The sequence below is a fragment of the Streptomyces caniferus genome (assembly GCF_009811555.1).
Classification (GTDB): Bacteria; Actinomycetota; Actinomycetes; order Streptomycetales; family Streptomycetaceae; genus Streptomyces; species Streptomyces caniferus.
Genome location: NZ_BLIN01000002.1, coordinates 626,692 through 642,856 on the forward strand (window position 1 = coordinate 626,692; position 16,165 = coordinate 642,856).

The window sequence follows — 16,165 nt, forward strand, 5'->3', positions numbered from 1 at the left end:
CCCCGCCAGGGGCCGGTGAGCGCCCGGCGGTACGGCGCCCGCCCGCTCCGCCGCGCCCGGGACAATGGGCAGCGTGACCAGCACCGACCCCGGCCCGCCGCCGGACCCGCGCACCCTGCGCCCGCGACTGCCCTCTCCCCTCCAGGAGATCGAGGACGAGCCGTTCGCGCGCCGCGGCGTACGGCTGCTGCTCAAGCGGGACGATCTGATCCACCCGGATCTGCCGGGCAACAAATGGCGCAAGCTGGCGCCGAACCTGCGCGCCGCGGCCGAAGCGGGCGACCGCGCGCTGCTGACCTTCGGCGGCGCGTACTCCAACCATCTGCGGGCCACCGCGGCGGCGGGCCGGCTGCTGGGCTTCGCCACCATCGGTGTGGTCCGCGGCGACGAGCTCGCCGACGCACCGCTCAACCCGTCGCTGGCCCGCTGCGCCGCCGACGGTATGCGGCTGCACTTCCTCGACCGGGCCCGCTACCGCCGCTCCGGCGACCCGGACGTGCTCGCCGCGCTGCACGACCGTTTCGGCGCGTTCCGCGTCATACCGGAGGGCGGCAGCAACGCCCTCGCCGCGCGGGGCTGTGCGGAGCTGGGACGGGAGCTGAGCGGCGTCGCGGACACGGTCGCGGTGGCCTGCGGCACGGGCGGCACCCTGGCCGGACTCGCCGCGGGGCTGGGGCCGGGCGAGCGGGCCCTGGGCCTTCCCGTACTGAAGGGCGGCGACCCGCACTTCCTCCAGGGGACGGTCGAGGAGCTGCAGCGCGCGGCGTTCGGCGGGCCGCGCGGCGACTGGCGCCTGGACGGCCGCTTCCACTGCGGCGGATACGCCCGCCGCACCCCGGACCTGGACGCGTTCGCGGACGCCTTCGAGGACCGGCACCAGCTGCCCCTGGAGCGGATCTACGTCGCCAAGCTGCTGTACGGGCTGACGACGCTGGCCGGGGAGGGCGCCTTCGCCCCCGGCCGCACGGTCGCCGCCGTGATCACCGGTACGCCGTGAGCCGGGCCGCCTCCCGTACGCCGTGAGCCGGGCCGCCTCCGGTCCGCCGCCGGCCGTGGCCGCCGCCCGTTCGGCCGCCGGCTACGAGGCCTCCTCCCGGTAGGCCGCCGCCTCCTCCAGATCCAGCCTGCGCAGCAGCGTCCGCAGCATCTCGTCGTCAATCCGGCCGGTGTCCCGCAGCTGGACGAAGACCCGCCGCTCGGTTTCGATCATCTCGCGGGCCAGCCGCCGGTAGGTCTCGTCGGCCGACTCCCCGGTCACCTCGTTGACCGCTCCGAGCCGCTCCCACACGGCGTTGCGGCGCCGCTCCATGATCGTGCGCAGCCGGTCGGCGAGCGGCTCGGGCAGGGCGTTGCGCTCGTCCCCGAGCAGCTCCTCCAGACGCTCCTCGGCGGCGCGCGAGGCCTCGTTCTGCGCCTGCGCCTCGGCGAGCGTCTCCCTGTGGGGGTCGGGGCCGGGCAGCTTCAGCGCGCGGATCAGCGGCGGCAGCGTCAGCCCCTGGATGACGAGGGTGGCGATGACGGTGGTGAAGGTCAGGAAGAGCACGAGGTTGCGGGCCGGGAAGGGACCGCCGCCGGGCACGGTGGACGGCAGCGAGAACGCGATGGCCAGCGACACCACCCCGCGCATCCCGGCCCAGCCGACGACGACCGGTGACTTCCAGTTCGTCCCCGGCTCACGGACCCGGATCCGGGCCGACAGGGCGCGCGGCAGATAGGTCGCGGGAAAGACCCAGACGAAGCGCGCCAGGACCACGGCGAGGAACATCACGGCCGCGTACCAGAGGGCCTCGGCCGCCCCGAACTCCCCCAGCCCGCGCAGCACGACCCGCAGCTGCAGCCCGATCAGCGCGAAGACGGCGGACTCCAGGACGAAGGAGACCACCTTCCACACCGCTTCCTCCTGGAGCCGGGTCTCGAAGTCGACCTGCCAGGAGCGGTGCCCCAGGTAGAGGCCGACCACGACGACGGCGAGCACCCCGGAGGCGTGGAGCTGCTCGGCCGCCGCGTAGGCGAAGAACGGGATGAGCAGCGAGAGGGTGTTCTCCAGCAGCGCCGACTCCCGCAGGCGGACCCGCAGCCAGTGCAGCGGCACCATCAGGACCACGCCGATGCCGATGCCGCCCAGCGAGGCGATGGCGAATTCCTTGATCCCGTCGCCCCAGGTGGCGCCGACCCCGAGGGCCGCGGCCAGCAGGACCTTGTACGCGGTGATCGCGGTGGCGTCGTTGAACAGCGATTCGCCCTGCAGGATCGTGGTGATCCGGTGCGGCAGCCCCAGCCGGCGGGCGATGGCGGTGGCCGCGACGGCGTCCGGCGGGGCGACGACGGCCCCCAGGACCAGGGCGACGGTCAGCGGCAGGCCCGGAATGACGAGGTAGGCCAGGTAGCCGACGGCGAGCGTGGCGAACAGGACGTATCCGACGGACAGCAGCACCACCGGCCGCAGATTGGCCCGCAGGTCCAGGTACGAGCTGTCCAGCGCCGCGGTGTGCAGCAGCGGCGGCAGCACCAGCGGCAGCACGATGTGCGGATCGAGGGTGTAGTCCGGGATGCCGGGGACGAAGGAGGCCGCGAGGCCCGCGGCGACCAGCAGCAACGGCGCGGGGACGGGGGTACGGCGCGCCAGCCCGGCGACCGCCGCGCTCCCGGCGACCAGCAAAAACAGCGGCATCACAGCCATCGGACCCGTCCCGTCCCCGAACCCTTCGCCGCCCGTCCCGGCGATCTAACCTGGCCATCATGAGCGAGTGCACCCACGTTGCCGAACTGCCGCGCCCCGAACCGTCCCCGCTGAGCGCCACCTGCCTGGAGTGCCTGGCCGCCGGCAGCCACCCCGTACAGCTGCGCAAGTGCCGGGTCTGCGGCCACGTCGGCTGCTGCGATTCCTCGCCGTTCCGGCATGCGACCCGGCACTTCGAGGAGACCGGTCATCCCGTGATGCGGACCTTCGAGCCGGGCGAATCCTGGCGCTGGTGCTTCGTCGACCAGCAACTGGTGTGAAGCATCCCCGGCGACCCGTTTAGCCTTCACCTATGATCCGCGAAGCGACCCCCGACGACGTCCCCGTCATCCTGGCCATGATCGGCGAGCTGGCGGAGTACGAGCGTGTCCCCGAGGCCGCACAGGCCACCGAGCCGCAGCTCACCGCGGCGCTCTTCGGGCCGCAGCCGGCCGTCTTCGCGCTGATCGCGGAGGGCGACGGCGTACCGGTCGGCTTTGCCCTGTGGTTCCGGAACTTCTCGACGTGGACGGGCACGCACGGTGTCTACCTGGAGGATCTGTACGTCCGCCCCGAGGCGCGCGGCGGCGGCCACGGCAAGGCACTGCTCGCGGCCCTCGCGGAGATCTGCGTGGCCCGTGGATACGAGCGTTTCGAGTGGCCAGTCCTGGATTGGAACGAACCGTCCATCGGTTTTTACCGGTCCGTCGGCGCCCGACCCATGGACGAATGGACGGTCTTCCGGCTCACTGGAGAGGCACTGCACAACCTTGCGGGCAGCTCGCGCGTCAACGGAGCGTAATCGGCATCGATTTGACAGTGCACACCTCTAGCCACTGTCCGTACCCGTGGCTTTACAATCAGTGACAGTGAGGGCGCCGGGCGAACCGGGGCCGGATCGCCGCCGGACGCAGCCGTGCTCCTTCCGGGCGACACCGGCCCGCAGATCGCGATAGCGTCACAGCCGAACCATGTGTCGCGCCGGATCGTTCTTCTTTCGTCCGAGAGGGGAAAAGGACCGGTACGCATATCCCGAACAACGCGAATATCGCGCATTCCAGCTCAACCAGCTTGTGCCACCTTGGAGGTGAGGGTGTCCCAGATCGCAGGCGAGCCCGGGACTCAGGACTTCGTGGAAGTCCGTCTGCCCGCTGCGGGTGCCTACCTGTCCGTGCTGCGTACGGCGACGGCCGGACTCGCAGCCCGCTTGGACTTCACCCTCGACGAGATCGAGGATCTGCGCATCGCGGTCGACGAGGCCTGCGCGATCCTGCTGCAACAGGCCGTCCCCGGCAGTGTGCTGAGCTGCGTCTTCCGCCTCATCGACGACGCACTGCAGGTGACCGTTTCGGCCCCGACAACCGACGGCCGCGCCCCGGAGCGCGACACGTTCGCCTGGACGGTGCTCTCCGCACTGGCCGGCAAGGTCGATTCCACGGTCGCCGAGGACCGTACGGTCACCATCAGTCTGTACAAGGAGCGCGGCGCCGGTCCCGGACCGTCATGACCGAACAGGGGGCCCCGTGAAAGATCTCGAACGCGGCGGGCGGATGGCGTCCAGTGCGACCATCCCCGAGCAGCAGGCCCGGCCGCATCCGGTGGGCGTAGACGACCACGGCGGCCGGTTGGATGCGGCGGAGCAGGCAGAGCGGGCGGACCACATGGAGCAGAGCGAGCAGCCGGGACAGCAGGCGCATCAGCACGATGCGCCTGCCCCCGAACACCAGGTGCAGGATCAACAGCATGCGCACGAGCCGCACCCGCAGGACCGCAGCGGCGCCCGGGCGATGTTCTACGAGCTGCGCAAGCTGCCCGACGGCTCCCCCGAGCGTGCGGAACTGCGCAACACCCTCGTCCGTATGCACCTCCCGCTCGTCGAGCATCTGGCCCGGCGCTTCCGCAACCGTGGCGAGCCGCTGGACGATCTGACCCAGGTCGCCACCATCGGCCTGATCAAGTCCGTGGACCGCTTCGACCCGGAGCGCGGCGTCGAGTTCTCCACGTACGCCACCCCCACCGTCGTCGGCGAGATCAAACGGCACTTCCGCGACAAGGGCTGGGCGGTCCGCGTCCCGCGCCGCCTCCAGGAGCTGCGGCTGTCGCTGACCACCGCGACCGCCGAGCTCTCCCAGCGGCACGGGCGTGCCCCCACGGTCCATGAGCTGGCGGAGCATCTGGCGATCTCCGAGGAGGAGGTCCTGGAGGGGCTGGAGTCGGCCAACGCCTACAGCACCCTCTCCCTGGACGTCCCGGACACCGACGACGAGTCCCCGGCCGTCGCCGACACCCTCGGCGCCGAGGACGAGGCGCTGGAGGGCGTGGAGTACCGCGAGTCCCTCAAGCCGCTGCTGGAGGACCTCCCGCCGCGCGAGAAGAAGATCCTGCTGCTGCGCTTCTTCGGCAACATGACCCAGTCGCAGATCGCCCAGGAGGTCGGCATCTCCCAGATGCACGTCTCCCGGCTCCTGGCCCGCACCCTCGCCCAGCTGCGCGACAAGCTGCTCGTCGAGGAGTGAACGACGGCTGAGCGGGGCGGGCGGAGCTCTTACGGGCTCCGCCCCTCGTGCGTCCGGACCCGGCCGCTCCGGTCGGGTCCTCCCACCGGCCCGGCCGTCCGGTACACCAGACGGTCAGGCGGCACCCGGGACGGTTCTCAGGGGGTCTCCCGCGGCCCGATGCCCAGCGCCTCGGTCGCCGTCGGGTTGACCAGCAGCACGAGCACCACCAGCGCGGCTACGGCCAGCCCGATGCCGGCCGCGATCAGCGCCCCACCGCCGTTGACGAGCGTCCAGGCCACCGGCAGCGCCACGATCTGGGTGATCAGCGAGGGTCCCCGGCTCCAGCGGCGGCGCAGCCACAGCCCCCGCGCGGCCACCAGCGGCAGCACCGCGAGCGCCAGGACCGTCAGCCCGCCCATCTCCGCCTGCTGCGGGCTGTCCGGCGCACCGGCGAGCCCCATGATCAGCATGTATCCGCCCAGGGCTGCCAGCGCGAGCCCTTCGATCGCGGTGAGCGCCGCGGCGGCGCTCAGCCGGGCGGGCCGCGGGCCGGTCGGCTCGGTCGCGGCGGGGGCCCCGGCGCCTCGGGACACGGACTGTTTCTGCTGACTGCTCACCCCAGCAGGGTAGCGCCGGCACCCCGGCCACCGGGGCCGCCCCGGAGCCGGACGGGGCGTATGACCGGTACCAGCAGGTAGGTACGCTGCTCCATATGCGCGCACTCCTCGTGGTCAATCCCGCAGCAACCACCACCAGTGCCCGCACCCGTGAGGTACTCACCCACGCGCTCGCCAGCGACCTCAAACTGGAGGTCGCGCAGACGCAGTACCGCGGGCACGCCCGTGATCTCGCCCGGCAGGCCACCGAGGGCGGGGAGACCGACCTGGTCGTGGCGCTCGGCGGCGACGGCACGGTCAACGAGGTCGTCAACGGTCTGCTGGCGAACGGCCCCGATCCGGACTCGCACCCCCGGCTGGCCGTCGTCCCCGGCGGCTCCACCAATGTCTTCGCCCGCGCCCTCGGCCTCCCCAACGACGTCGTGGAGGCGACCGGCGCCCTGCTGGACGCGCTGCGCGACGGCAGCGAGCGCACGATCGGCCTGGGGCTGGCCGCCGGCACTCCCGGCAGCGAGGACGAGGGAGTGCCGGAGCGCTGGTTCACCTTCTGCGCCGGCTTCGGTTTCGACGCCGGCGTCGTCGGCCGGGTCGAGCAGCAGCGCGAACGCGGCAAGCGTTCGACCCACGCCCTGTACGTGCGACAGGTCGTACGGCAGTTCCTGGGCGAGGTGAACCGCCGGCGAGGCCTCCTCACCCTCGAACGCCCTGGCGGAACCGAGGGCGCCACCGAGCGCGTCGAGGACCTCGCGCTGGCCATAATCTGCAACACCGCTCCGTGGTCCTACCTGGGCAATCGACCGATCTACCCGTCCCCGGACGCCTCGTTCGACACGGGCCTGGATCTGTTCGCACTGAGCAAGCTCTCACCGCCCGCGGTGACCCGGTACGCCACCCAGCTGCTGACGTCAACACCGCAGCGCGGCCCCCGGGGCAAGCACGCACTCTCACTTCATGACCTCACGAACTTCACCTTGCATTCGCAGGTTCCCCTGCCCTTCCAGATGGACGGTGACCACCTGGGGCTGCGTACGAGTGTGACGTTCACAGGCGTTCGCCGTGCACTGCGTGTGATTGTGTGAGCAGTAGGGCCCAAAGTCCTTTCACTCGAACGTTTAGACTGGTTTCCACCCCCTGGAATGACGGCTGTGAGCTAGGCGACACCAAGGATTCAAAAAAAAGTTTCCGGAAGGGGTTGTATCCGCCGCCGAGGTTTGCGAGTCTCTTCATGGCGATCGGGACGGCCGCTTTACCGGCCCCCTTGAGAGCCCGAACCCCCTCCTCATTCCACAGGACCGCACCAGTTCACAACTGGAGTTCGGCCCTTCCCTTGTGGAGGGATTCGTGAAAGCGTTCACATTCACAAGCAACGTTCCCGTCACACGAGGAGATGGAGCAGCCATGGACTGGCGTCACCGCGCCGTTTGCCGCGAAGAAGACCCCGAGCTCTTCTTCCCTATCGGCAACACCGGTCCTGCGCTGCTGCAGATCGAGGAAGCCAAGGCCGTCTGCCGCCGCTGCCCCGTCATGGAGCAGTGCCTGCAGTGGGCGCTCGAGTCCGGCCAGGACTCCGGCGTCTGGGGTGGTCTGAGCGAGGACGAGCGCCGCGCAATGAAGCGCCGTGCAGCTCGCAACCGGGCGCGCAACGCCAGCGCCTGAGCCAGTAGCCCCGTGGCCCCCGAGCCGCAGCGCGCAGTACCCCCGATGCACCCCCGGAGCTGACAGGCCCGGTCGTTATCGCATCGCTATAGCTTTGAGCCCCGGACCAGATGGGTCCGGGGCTTGCTGCTGTTCAGGGCCGGGCCGAAACCGGCGGACCCGGCGCCCGGGCCGGCCTCAGGGCGACTTCTCGGCGCGGACGGGGATGTCGAGGACGACCTGCGTACCGCGCTCGGGCGCCCGCACCATGTCGAACGTTCCGCCCAACTCGCCTTCCACCAGGGTCCGTACGATCTGCAGCCCCAGGTTTCCCGCGCGCTGCGGGTCGAAGCCCTCGGGCAGGCCGCGGCCGTTGTCCTGGACGGTGACCAGCAGCCGCGGCTCGGTACGGCTGCCGCCGCGCACCGCGCCGACCTCGACCGTGCCGTGCTCCGCCTGGTCGAAGGCGTGCTCCAGGGCGTTCTGCAGCACCTCGGTGAGCACCATCGACAGCGGGGTGGCCACCTCGGCGTCCAGAATGCCGAAGCGCCCGGTGCGGCGGGCGGTCACCTTGCCCGGGGAGATCTCCGCGACCATGGCCAGCACCCGGTCCGCGATCTCGTCGAATTCGACCCTTTCGTCGAGGGTCTGGGACAGCGTCTCGTGCACGATCGCGATCGAACCGACCCTGCGCACGGCCTCGTTGAGGGCGTCGCGGCCCTGTTCGGAATCCATCCGGCGCGACTGCAACCGCAACAGCGCGGCGACCGTCTGCAAATTGTTCTTCACCCGGTGGTGGATTTCCCGGATGGTGGCGTCCTTGGTGATCAGCTCCCGCTCGCGACGTCTCAGTTCGGTCACATCACGCAGCAAAACCAGCGAACCACTGTGCGTTCCCTTGGGTTTGAGCGGAATGGCGCGCAATTGAATGACGCCTTCGTCACCTTCGACCTCGAATTCCCTGGGGGCCCAGCCGCTGGCGAGCTTGACCAGTGCCTCGTCCACCGGGCCGCGGGCGGGCGCCAGTTCGGCGGTGGCCTGGCCGAGGTGATGGCCCACGAGGTCGGCGGCGAGGCCGAGGCGGTGGTAGGCGGAGAGCGCGTTGGGGCTGGCGTACTGGACGATGCCGTCCGCGTCGAGCCGGATCAGTCCGTCGCCGGCCCGCGGCGAGGCATCCATGTCGACCTGCTGACCGGGGAAGGGAAACGTTCCGGCAGCGATCATCTGGGCCAGGTCGGACGCGCTCTGGAGGTAGGTGAGCTCCAGCCGGCTGGGGGTGCGCACGGTCAGCAGATTGGTGTTCCGGGCGATCACACCGAGCACCCGGCCCTCGCGGCGCACCGGGATGGACTCCACGCGCACCGGGACCTCCTCCCGCCACTCCGGGTCACCCTCGCGCACGATGCGCCCCTCGTCCAGGGCGGAGTCCAGCATGGGACGGCGGCCACGGGGAACGAGATGGCCGACCATGTCGTCCTGGTAGGAGGTGGGTCCCGTATTGGGCCGCATCTGGGCGACGGAGACGTAGCGGGTGCCGTCGAGGGTGGGGACCCACAGCACGAGATCGGCGAAGGAGAGGTCGGAGAGCAGCTGCCACTCCGAGACCAGCAGATGGAGCCACTCGAGGTCGGTGTCGCTCAGAGCGGTGTGCTGGCGTACGAGATCGTTCATGGAGGGCACGTCTTGGAGCCTACCGGCGTACGGTGTACCTGTTGCGTCTGCATGGGCATGGACAAGTGAGAATGGTCTAGTCCAGAATTCAGCAAAGACCTCCGCCCTCCCCGCACAGGAGAGCGGAACGAGGCCGAAAGCGCTCTCTGCCCTGACTGCGCCGAGGCCTCCGATCGACCGGTCCCTGGACGGGACCGTGCCCCTACCGCGCACAGGGGCGCCTTCCGCCCGCAAGGCGGGACCGGCCGATGTCAGCTCCGGGCTGCGGTGCCGGACAGGTTGAGGGTCCTGTCCCGGCGCCGCGGCCCGCGGGTGCTTTCGGGGCCTGCCACGGGCGGTGCGCCCGCCCTCCCCGAGCAGGCCGTCAGCGGGCCGTTCCGCCCGCCGGCCCCGGCCAGACCTTCAGCGCCAGCTCGGCGACCGCTTCCAGCTCCGTGCGCTGTGCGCCGTCCCGCGCCTGCTGGGACATCCCATGGATGACGGCTCCGATGTAGCCGGCCAGCGCGTCCGCCGCGGTGTCGCCGGGAAGCTCGCCGGAGGCGATGTCCGCACGGATGGCACCGGCGATCTGCCGGACGGTCGCCCGCCGCATCTCCCGTAGGGAGTCGGCGACTTCGAGGGACGCGGGCGAGATGTTCAGCGCGGCGCTGACGACGAGGCAGCCGCGGGGGCGGCCGGGGAGCGTGTACTCGGTCGCGGCCTCGCGCAGCCCCCGCTCGACGCCCCGGCGGGCGGTCGGCTCCTCGGCGAGGGCGCGGTGGAGGAAGCCTCCGTAGTGCTGTCTGTACACGGCCACGACCTCGTCGAACAGGGCCCGCTTGTCGCCGAACGCGGCATAGAGGCTGGGGGCGCTGATGCCCATGGCGCGGGTCAGGTCGGAGATCGAGGTGGCCTCGTAGCCCAGCTCCCAGAAGGACCGGACCGCCTGCTCCAGGGCCGTGTCGCGGTCGAAGGAGCGGGGCCTGCCGCGCCGCTTCGCCACCTCGGCCGCAGGGGTCTGCTTGCTCGCACGGGTCTCCTCGGTAGCCATGACGGGAATTCTATAGCGGCCGGTACGAAACGCGTGCTACGTTTTTCTTTAGCGAGCGATACATAAATAGCTCGCCGGGAGGACGCGCGCATCGGTGCAGGCAGGCGCATCCGCGTGCACCCACAGGCATCGGCATCCGGGGCGACTGCCCGGATCAGGGAGGGGTTACCGCCATGAGCGCGCTCAGCGGCAAGACGGCACTGGTGACAGGCGGCAGCAGGGGGATCGGCCGGGCGATCTCGGAGCGGCTGGCGCGCGAGGGCGCGCGTGTCGGGGTGCATTACGGCCGGGACGAGACCGCGGCCAAGGAGACGATGGCGAGCATCGAGGCCGTGGGCGGACAGGCCTTCACCGTCCCCGCCCGGCTGGGCGGGCCGGGCGACGCCGAGGCGCTGTGGACGGCCTTCGACGCGCAGGCGGACGGCCTCGACATCCTGGTCAACAACGTCGGCACGGTCGGCAGGCGGGAGCGGATCGCCCAGGTCACCGAAGCGGACTTCGACCATGTCTTCGCGGTCAACACCAAGGCACCGTTCTTCCTCACCCAGCTCGGTCTGAGCCGGCTGCGGGACGGCGGCCGGATCATCAACACCTCGACGAGCCAGACCCGCGGCACGGCCAAGACCGAGCTGATCGCCTACGCCATGACGAAGGGGGCGATCGACGTCTTCACCCGGACCCTGGCGAAGGAGCTGGGCCCGCGCGGCATCACCGTCAACGCCGTCGCGCCGGGCGCGGTCGACACGGATATGAACGCCGGCTGGCTGCGCGGAGAGGCCAACGCCGAGGCGCAGGCGGCGGTCCGGGCGATGTCCCCGCTGGGCCGGATAGCGGACGCCACCGATATCGGCGACATCGTGGCCTTCCTGGCCTCGAACGACAGCCGTTGGGTGACGGGTCAGTGGATCGACGCGACGGGAGGCGCGCTGCTCTGACGGCGTCCGGACGGCGACCGGCGGGCCGACAGGCTCCGACATGTGCGGCGGTCTCGGGCGGCGGTCATCGGCTCGGAGCGCGGGTCGGCACACGCATCCGACGACTTGGCGGGCTCCGGCACTGCCCGACACCCCGGGCGGCGGCCGCCGACACGGAGTGCGGGGGGGGGGCACAGGCATCCGACCCGTCATCACCCGGACGGGAAAACGTGCCCTGTTGTTCGGAGGCGCCACCGGGTCCGGAGGCCCCTGCTCTGGTAGATTGGTCTATACCACATGGACCATTCTCCAGAACGGCAGGCCAAGCGTGGAAGTTGTCATCGTTCCGGACGCCACGGCAGGCGGCGAGCTGATCGCGGGGACCATCGCCGCCCTGCTGCGCCGTAAGCCCGACGCGCTGCTCGGTGTGGCCACCGGCTCTACCCCGTTGCCCATCTACGAGGCGCTGACGGCGCAGGTCCGGGCGGGCGCGGTGGACGCCTCCCGGGCGCGTATCTGCCAGCTCGACGAGTACGTCGGCCTGCCGGCCGGACACCCCGAGTCCTACCGTTCGGTGGTCCTGCGCGAGGTCGTCGAACCGCTCGGCCTCGGCGAGGACTCGTTCATGGGGCCCGATGGTTCGGCCGAGGACGTCCAGGCCGCCTGCGAGGCGTACGACCGTGCGCTGCGCGAGGCCGGCGGGGTGGACCTCCAGTTGCTCGGCATCGGCACGGACGGGCACATCGGCTTCAACGAGCCCTGCTCGTCGCTCGCTTCGCGTACCCGTATCAAGACGCTGACCCGGCAGACCCGGGAGGACAACGCCCGGTTCTTCGACAGCCTCGACGAAGTGCCGCACCACGTCATCACGCAGGGCATCGGCACCATCCTGGAGGCCCGCCACCTGGTGCTGCTCGCCACCGGCGAGGGCAAGGCGGATGCCGTGGCCCATGCGGTGGAGGGCCCGGTCGCCGCGCTGGTCCCGGCTTCGGCGCTGCAGCTCCACCCGCATGCGACGGTCGTCGTGGACGAGGCCGCGGCCGCCAAGCTGAAGCTCGCCGACTACTTCCGCGCCACCTACGCCGCGAAGCCGGAATGGCAGGGGCTGTAGGCCGCGTCCGACACCTGACCTCTGCGAAGCTTCGTTGTCCGAGGCGAATGGAGTGCGGTGACCCACAGCGGAAAGCGGCTCTGCTCGACCTCGGCGAGCTTCTTGAAGCGTGTGCGGCGACGCCGGGCAGCTACTTGTGGTTCATGGGTGACTAGCCGTACCTGATCCTTGATCTTGTGGCGGGCCGGGGTGAGCTGACGGATGTGGCATGGGAGCGGACAGGGCCGCTGCTACCGCCGGTTGAGGGTCGTGGGCGGCGGGGGCGGGATCACCGCCAGGTGGTGAACGGCGTGCTCTGACGGTTGCGGACCGGGGCACCCTGACGCGACCCGCCCGAGCGTGAGGGCGCCTGGCGGACCGTCCACGAATGTTTCGCCCGCCGGGCAAATTGCCGCCCGTCTCGCGCCGCTTCCTCAGCTACCGCTGGCAGGCGCCCGTTGATCACTCCCGTTCGTCGGGCTCCGATGGCCCGTGAGGAGTTCGGCGGCGGCCCGGCCACAGACGCGGGCGGCGCCGTGCGTGGCGATGTGCGGGGCGCCTCGGGGCGGGGCCTGGGGGACGCCCATTTCGACGACCGCGGTGTCGGGGCGGGCGGCGAGGAGGGCGTGCAGCGCGTCGGCCATCCACGGGTGGCGGTGGACGTCGCGGACCACGGCGACGACGCGCCGGTCCCCGGCCGCCGTGAGCAGACCGTCGATCAGCGCGGCCGGGCCGGCCGCGGCGGCGGACTCGGCGGTGCAGGTGGCGGTCTCGGTGCCCGGGAGCAGGCGGGCCAGTTCGGCGGCGACGCCCCAGGGGGTGTCGTCCCCCACGGCGAAATTGGCGAGGGGGGTGAAGGCGACGACGTAGGCGGGCGTGGTCAGTGGCTCGTACGGGCCGTCGGCGGTCAGGCGCAGGGCGCGCCGGGCCGCGGTGAGACCGATCCCGGGCGCGGGCGCGGCCCCCTCCCCCGCGTCCGCGCGCCGGGTCCAGCGCGCGAGGGCCCGCACCCGTGCCGCGGCGTCGGCGAGCCGGTCCGCCGACAGCTCGCCGTCGCGCACCGCCCGCACCAGGGCATCGCGCAACCGCAGCACCGTGTCCTCGTCCGCGAGTCCGCCGCCCACACAGATGGCGTCGGCGCCCGCCGCGAGGGCCAGCACGCTGCCGCGTTCGAGGCCGTAGGTGGCGGAGATGGCCTGCATCTCCATCCCGTCGGTGACGATCAGCCCGTCGAAGCCGAGGCCGCCCTCGGCGACGGGGGCGCGCAGCAGCCCGTGCAGCGCGGCCGGGCTGAGCGTGGCGGGACGGTCGCCGTCCAGTGCGGGCAGCAGGATGTGTGCGCTCATCACGGCCCGGGTGCCGGCGGCGACGGCGGCGCGGAACGGCACCAGTTCCCGGGCGTGGAGGGTGGCCAGGTCGGCGGTGATGCGCGGCAGGTCGTGGTGGGAGTCGACGGCGGTGTCGCCGTGGCCGGGGAAGTGCTTGGTGCAGGCGGCGACACCGGCGGACTGCAGGCCGTCGACGTAGGCGGCGGTGTGCCGGGCGACCAGCTGCGGATCGGCGCCGAAGGACCGGACGCCGATGACCGGGTTGGCGGGGTTGGAGTTGACGTCGGCGGAGGGGGCCCAGTTGAGGTTGACACCGCAGTCGGCCAGCCGGCGGCCGAGTTCCCGGGCGACCTCGCGGGTCAGATCGGTGTCGTCGACGGCGCCGAGCGCATGGTTGCCGGGGAAGGAGGAGCCGCCGCGCACTTCGAGGCGGGTGACGTCGCCGCCTTCCTCGTCGATGGCGACGAGGAGGTCCTCCTGTTCGGTGCGCAACCGGGACGTCAGCGCGGCGAGTTGTGCGGGGTCGGCGACATTGCGGCCGAAGAGGCCGACCGAGGTCAGCCCCTCGCCGAGCCGGCGCAGCAGCCAGTCGGGGGCGGTGGTGCCGGCGAAGCCCGGCTGGAGGACGGCGAGCGCGTCGCGGGTGAGGGTGTCGGCGGAGCGCACGGAGCGCACGGAGCGTGCGGAGCCTGCAGAACCTGCGAACGGGGTCATATGCGGCGTTATCCCTTCACTGCGCCGGAGGTGAGACCGCCGACCGCCTTGCGTTGCAGGAACAGGAAGAGGACCAGGATCGGGACGGCGAAGATCGAGGCGGCGGCCATGGTGGCGCCCCAGTCGTCCCCGAACTGGCTCTGGAACTGCGAGAGCCACAATGGCAGGGTGCCCATGGCCGGTTCCTTGTTGAGGACCAGCACCAGCGGGAATTCGTTCCATGCGGTGATGAAGCCGAAGAGCGAGGTGGCCATCAGACCGGGCGCCAGCAGCGGGAAGACCACCTTGAGGAACGCCTGCCGCCGCGAGCAGCCGTCGACCATCGCCGACTCCTCCAGCTCCTTGGGCACCGCGGCGACATACCCGCGGAGCGTCAGCAGGGTGAAGGGCAGCACCATCAGCATGTAGAAGCAGGTGAGCGGCACCAGGCTGTTGAGCAGGTCCGCGTCCCGGACGATCATGTAGATGGAGATCACCATGACCTCCCAGGGCGCCATCTGGGCGATCATGAAGGTCAGCAGGATGCCCCGGCGGCCCTTGAAGCGCATACGGGTCAGGGCGAACGCCCCGCAGAGCGCGATCACCAGCGACAGGCCGACGGCGAGCACCGTCACCACGACGGAGTTCCCGGCCAGCGTCCAGAAGTGGGGGGCGTTCACCGCGGTCGCGAAGTGCTCGGCGGTGCCGTGGAAGGGGAACCACACGGGTTCCTCGGTGATGATGTCCCGGGTCGGCTTGAAGGCCGTGCTGAACATCCAGTAGACGGGGAAGACGAAGCCGAGGGCGAGCACGATCGCCGTGGCATTGGGCCAGATACGGCCGGCCGTCGCGAGAGCAGCGCGCTTCACAGCTCGTTCTCCTCTTGTCGTTCCTGCCGGAGCGTCAGGCGCAGGTAGTACGCGGTCATCGCCAGCAGCACCACGATCGTCAGCAGGGAGATCGCGGCGCCCATGCCGAAGTGGAGGTTGCCGACGCCCTCGGTGAAGGCGTAGATCGGCAGTGTCTCGGTGAGCCGGTCGGGGCCGCCCTGATTGATCGCGAAGATCTGCGGGAACGCCTTGAAGACCCAGATGATCTCCAGGAACGTCGTGGCCAGGAAGAACGGCTTGAGGAAGGGGAAGGTGACGGAGGTGAAGACCTTCCAGGTGCCGGCGCCGTCCATCCGGGCCGCCTCGTAGAGCTCCCTGGGGATGGTCGTGGTGGCGGCGTAGAGGTTCAGGGCCACGAAGGGCAGCGACTGCCAGACGATCAGTACGGTGATCACGGAGAAGGCCGACAGCTGGGTGCCGACCCAGTCGTAGTGGGCCATGGCGTGCCAGCCCGCCGTGTCCAGCAGCCAGTTGACGACGCCGTAGCGGGAGTCGAAGAGCCACTGGAAGACGGTGGTGGCGGCGATCACCGGCATGGCCCAGGCCAGCACCAGCGCCAGGGACAGCGTGAGACGCATCTTCTTGCCGAGCCGGGCCAGCAGCAGTCCGATCAGCACCCCGAGGACCATGATCAGGACGACGTTGACCGCGGTGAAGACGAGGGTGCGGAGGGTGACCCGCCAGAACTGCTCGCTGCCCAGGATCTCCTGGTAGTTGCCCACCCCGCGCCAGTCGGTGAGGTGCTGGATCAGCTCCTTCATATTGAGGTTCTGGAAGGAGAGCAGGAGGTTGCGGACCATGGGCCAGCCCAGGAGGACCGCGGTCGCGAGCAGGGCGGGCAGCAGGAGGAGATACGGGGTGCGGCGGGCGGGAGAACGAGGAGCGCGGCGGGAGAGGGCTCGAAGGCCGCCGCGTCCGCCCGGCCGGCTGCCCCCGTCCCGCCCGGCGGGCGGCGCGTCCCCCTTGCCGGTCTGCGGCGCGGCCTTGCCCACCGCGTCGTCGAGCTGCGCCGCCATGGGCCCCTGCTCCCCCTTGTGTCGCCGTGAATCCTCGGTACGCCTGCCGCCAGGTCCCGTGCCT

General features: G+C 71.0%; 16 protein-coding genes and 1 pseudogene. 10 read left to right on the top strand and 7 right to left on the bottom strand.

Annotation, left to right across the window (positions count from 1 at the left end):
- Positions 1-64: 64 nt before the first annotated feature.
- The gene (locus tag Scani_RS04575) at positions 65-997 is read left to right on the top strand and encodes a 1-aminocyclopropane-1-carboxylate deaminase/D-cysteine desulfhydrase (protein WP_159470266.1); all 933 of its coding nucleotides are present in this window, start codon (positions 65-67) and stop codon (positions 995-997) included.
- An 81-nt stretch (positions 998-1,078) separates the two neighbouring features.
- On the opposite strand, the gene Scani_RS04580 is transcribed toward Scani_RS04575, so the two are convergent.
- A complete protein-coding gene (locus Scani_RS04580) occupies positions 1,079-2,680 on the bottom strand; it encodes a Na+/H+ antiporter (RefSeq protein WP_159470268.1) in 1,602 nt (533 codons plus the stop codon).
- Positions 2,681-2,739: 59 nt separating this feature from the next.
- Between Scani_RS04580 and Scani_RS04585 the strand changes: the two genes are divergently transcribed.
- The 4 genes from Scani_RS04585 to Scani_RS04600 all read left to right on the top strand — a co-directional run bounded on the left by Scani_RS04585 (position 2,740) and on the right by Scani_RS04600 (position 5,235).
- A complete protein-coding gene (locus Scani_RS04585; RefSeq protein ID WP_159470270.1) occupies positions 2,740-3,000 on the top strand; it encodes a UBP-type zinc finger domain-containing protein in 261 nt (86 codons plus the stop codon).
- Positions 3,001-3,032: 32 nt separating this feature from the next.
- Positions 3,033-3,521 (top strand): GNAT family N-acetyltransferase, encoded by a 489-nt coding sequence (locus Scani_RS04590; RefSeq protein WP_159470272.1) that lies wholly within the window; start codon positions 3,033-3,035, stop codon positions 3,519-3,521.
- A 291-nt stretch (positions 3,522-3,812) separates the two neighbouring features.
- Complete coding sequence (locus tag Scani_RS04595) at positions 3,813-4,226, top strand: ATP-binding protein (RefSeq protein WP_003985353.1); 414 nt, start codon at positions 3,813-3,815, stop codon at positions 4,224-4,226.
- A 43-nt stretch (positions 4,227-4,269) separates the two neighbouring features.
- Positions 4,270-5,235, top strand: a complete 966-nt coding sequence (locus tag Scani_RS04600; protein ID WP_159471698.1) for an RNA polymerase sigma factor SigF — start codon at positions 4,270-4,272, stop codon at positions 5,233-5,235.
- 137 nt (positions 5,236-5,372) lie between these two features.
- Here the strand turns inward: Scani_RS04600 and Scani_RS04605 are convergent, their stop codons facing one another.
- A complete protein-coding gene (locus Scani_RS04605) occupies positions 5,373-5,834 on the bottom strand; it encodes a hypothetical protein (RefSeq protein WP_159470274.1) in 462 nt (153 codons plus the stop codon).
- A 95-nt stretch (positions 5,835-5,929) separates the two neighbouring features.
- Here Scani_RS04605 and Scani_RS04610 point away from each other — a divergent pair, with 95 nt between their 5' ends.
- Both Scani_RS04610 and Scani_RS04615 read left to right on the top strand, forming a co-directional pair.
- Positions 5,930-6,913, top strand: coding sequence for a diacylglycerol/lipid kinase family protein (locus Scani_RS04610; protein WP_159470276.1), 984 nt, complete (start codon positions 5,930-5,932; stop codon positions 6,911-6,913).
- 319 nt (positions 6,914-7,232) lie between these two features.
- Positions 7,233-7,490, top strand: coding sequence for a WhiB family transcriptional regulator (locus Scani_RS04615; protein ID WP_003983230.1), 258 nt, complete (start codon positions 7,233-7,235; stop codon positions 7,488-7,490).
- A 177-nt stretch (positions 7,491-7,667) separates the two neighbouring features.
- Here the strand turns inward: Scani_RS04615 and Scani_RS04620 are convergent, their stop codons facing one another.
- Both Scani_RS04620 and Scani_RS04625 read right to left on the bottom strand, forming a co-directional pair.
- Positions 7,668-9,140, bottom strand: a complete 1,473-nt coding sequence (locus tag Scani_RS04620; RefSeq protein ID WP_159471700.1) for a sensor histidine kinase — start codon at positions 9,138-9,140, stop codon at positions 7,668-7,670.
- Between the two features lie 364 nt (positions 9,141-9,504).
- Positions 9,505-10,170, bottom strand: a complete 666-nt coding sequence (locus tag Scani_RS04625) for a TetR/AcrR family transcriptional regulator (RefSeq protein ID WP_159470278.1) — start codon at positions 10,168-10,170, stop codon at positions 9,505-9,507.
- Between the two features lie 173 nt (positions 10,171-10,343).
- Here Scani_RS04625 and Scani_RS04630 point away from each other — a divergent pair, with 173 nt between their 5' ends.
- The 3 genes and pseudogenes from Scani_RS04630 to Scani_RS40225 form a co-directional block, all read left to right on the top strand.
- Positions 10,344-11,105 carry an SDR family oxidoreductase gene (locus Scani_RS04630; protein ID WP_159470280.1) on the top strand — a complete coding sequence of 254 codons (762 nt, stop codon included), beginning with the start codon at positions 10,344-10,346 and terminating at the stop codon, positions 11,103-11,105.
- A gap of 307 nt (positions 11,106-11,412) precedes the next feature.
- Complete coding sequence (gene nagB / locus Scani_RS04635) at positions 11,413-12,195, top strand: glucosamine-6-phosphate deaminase (RefSeq protein WP_159470282.1); 783 nt, start codon at positions 11,413-11,415, stop codon at positions 12,193-12,195.
- Positions 12,196-12,371: 176 nt separating this feature from the next.
- Positions 12,372-12,515, top strand: a pseudogene (locus Scani_RS40225) (transposase); the annotation flags it as partial.
- Between the two features lie 93 nt (positions 12,516-12,608).
- Here Scani_RS40225 and Scani_RS04640 read toward each other — a convergent pair.
- Genes Scani_RS04640 through Scani_RS04650 form a run of 3 tightly spaced genes read right to left on the bottom strand, consistent with a single transcriptional unit; the run spans position 12,609 to position 16,101 of the window.
- Positions 12,609-14,216 carry a glycoside hydrolase family 3 protein gene (locus tag Scani_RS04640; protein WP_159470284.1) on the bottom strand — a complete coding sequence of 536 codons (1,608 nt, stop codon included), beginning with the start codon at positions 14,214-14,216 and terminating at the stop codon, positions 12,609-12,611.
- 8 nt (positions 14,217-14,224) lie between these two features.
- Entirely contained in the window at positions 14,225-15,064 is an 840-nt protein-coding gene (locus tag Scani_RS04645) for a carbohydrate ABC transporter permease (RefSeq protein WP_159470286.1), read from the bottom strand.
- Positions 15,061-16,101 (bottom strand): carbohydrate ABC transporter permease, encoded by a 1,041-nt coding sequence (locus Scani_RS04650; RefSeq protein ID WP_159470288.1) that lies wholly within the window; start codon positions 16,099-16,101, stop codon positions 15,061-15,063. The genes Scani_RS04645 and Scani_RS04650 overlap by 4 nt, the downstream gene beginning before the upstream one ends.
- Positions 16,102-16,165 lie beyond the last annotated feature (64 nt).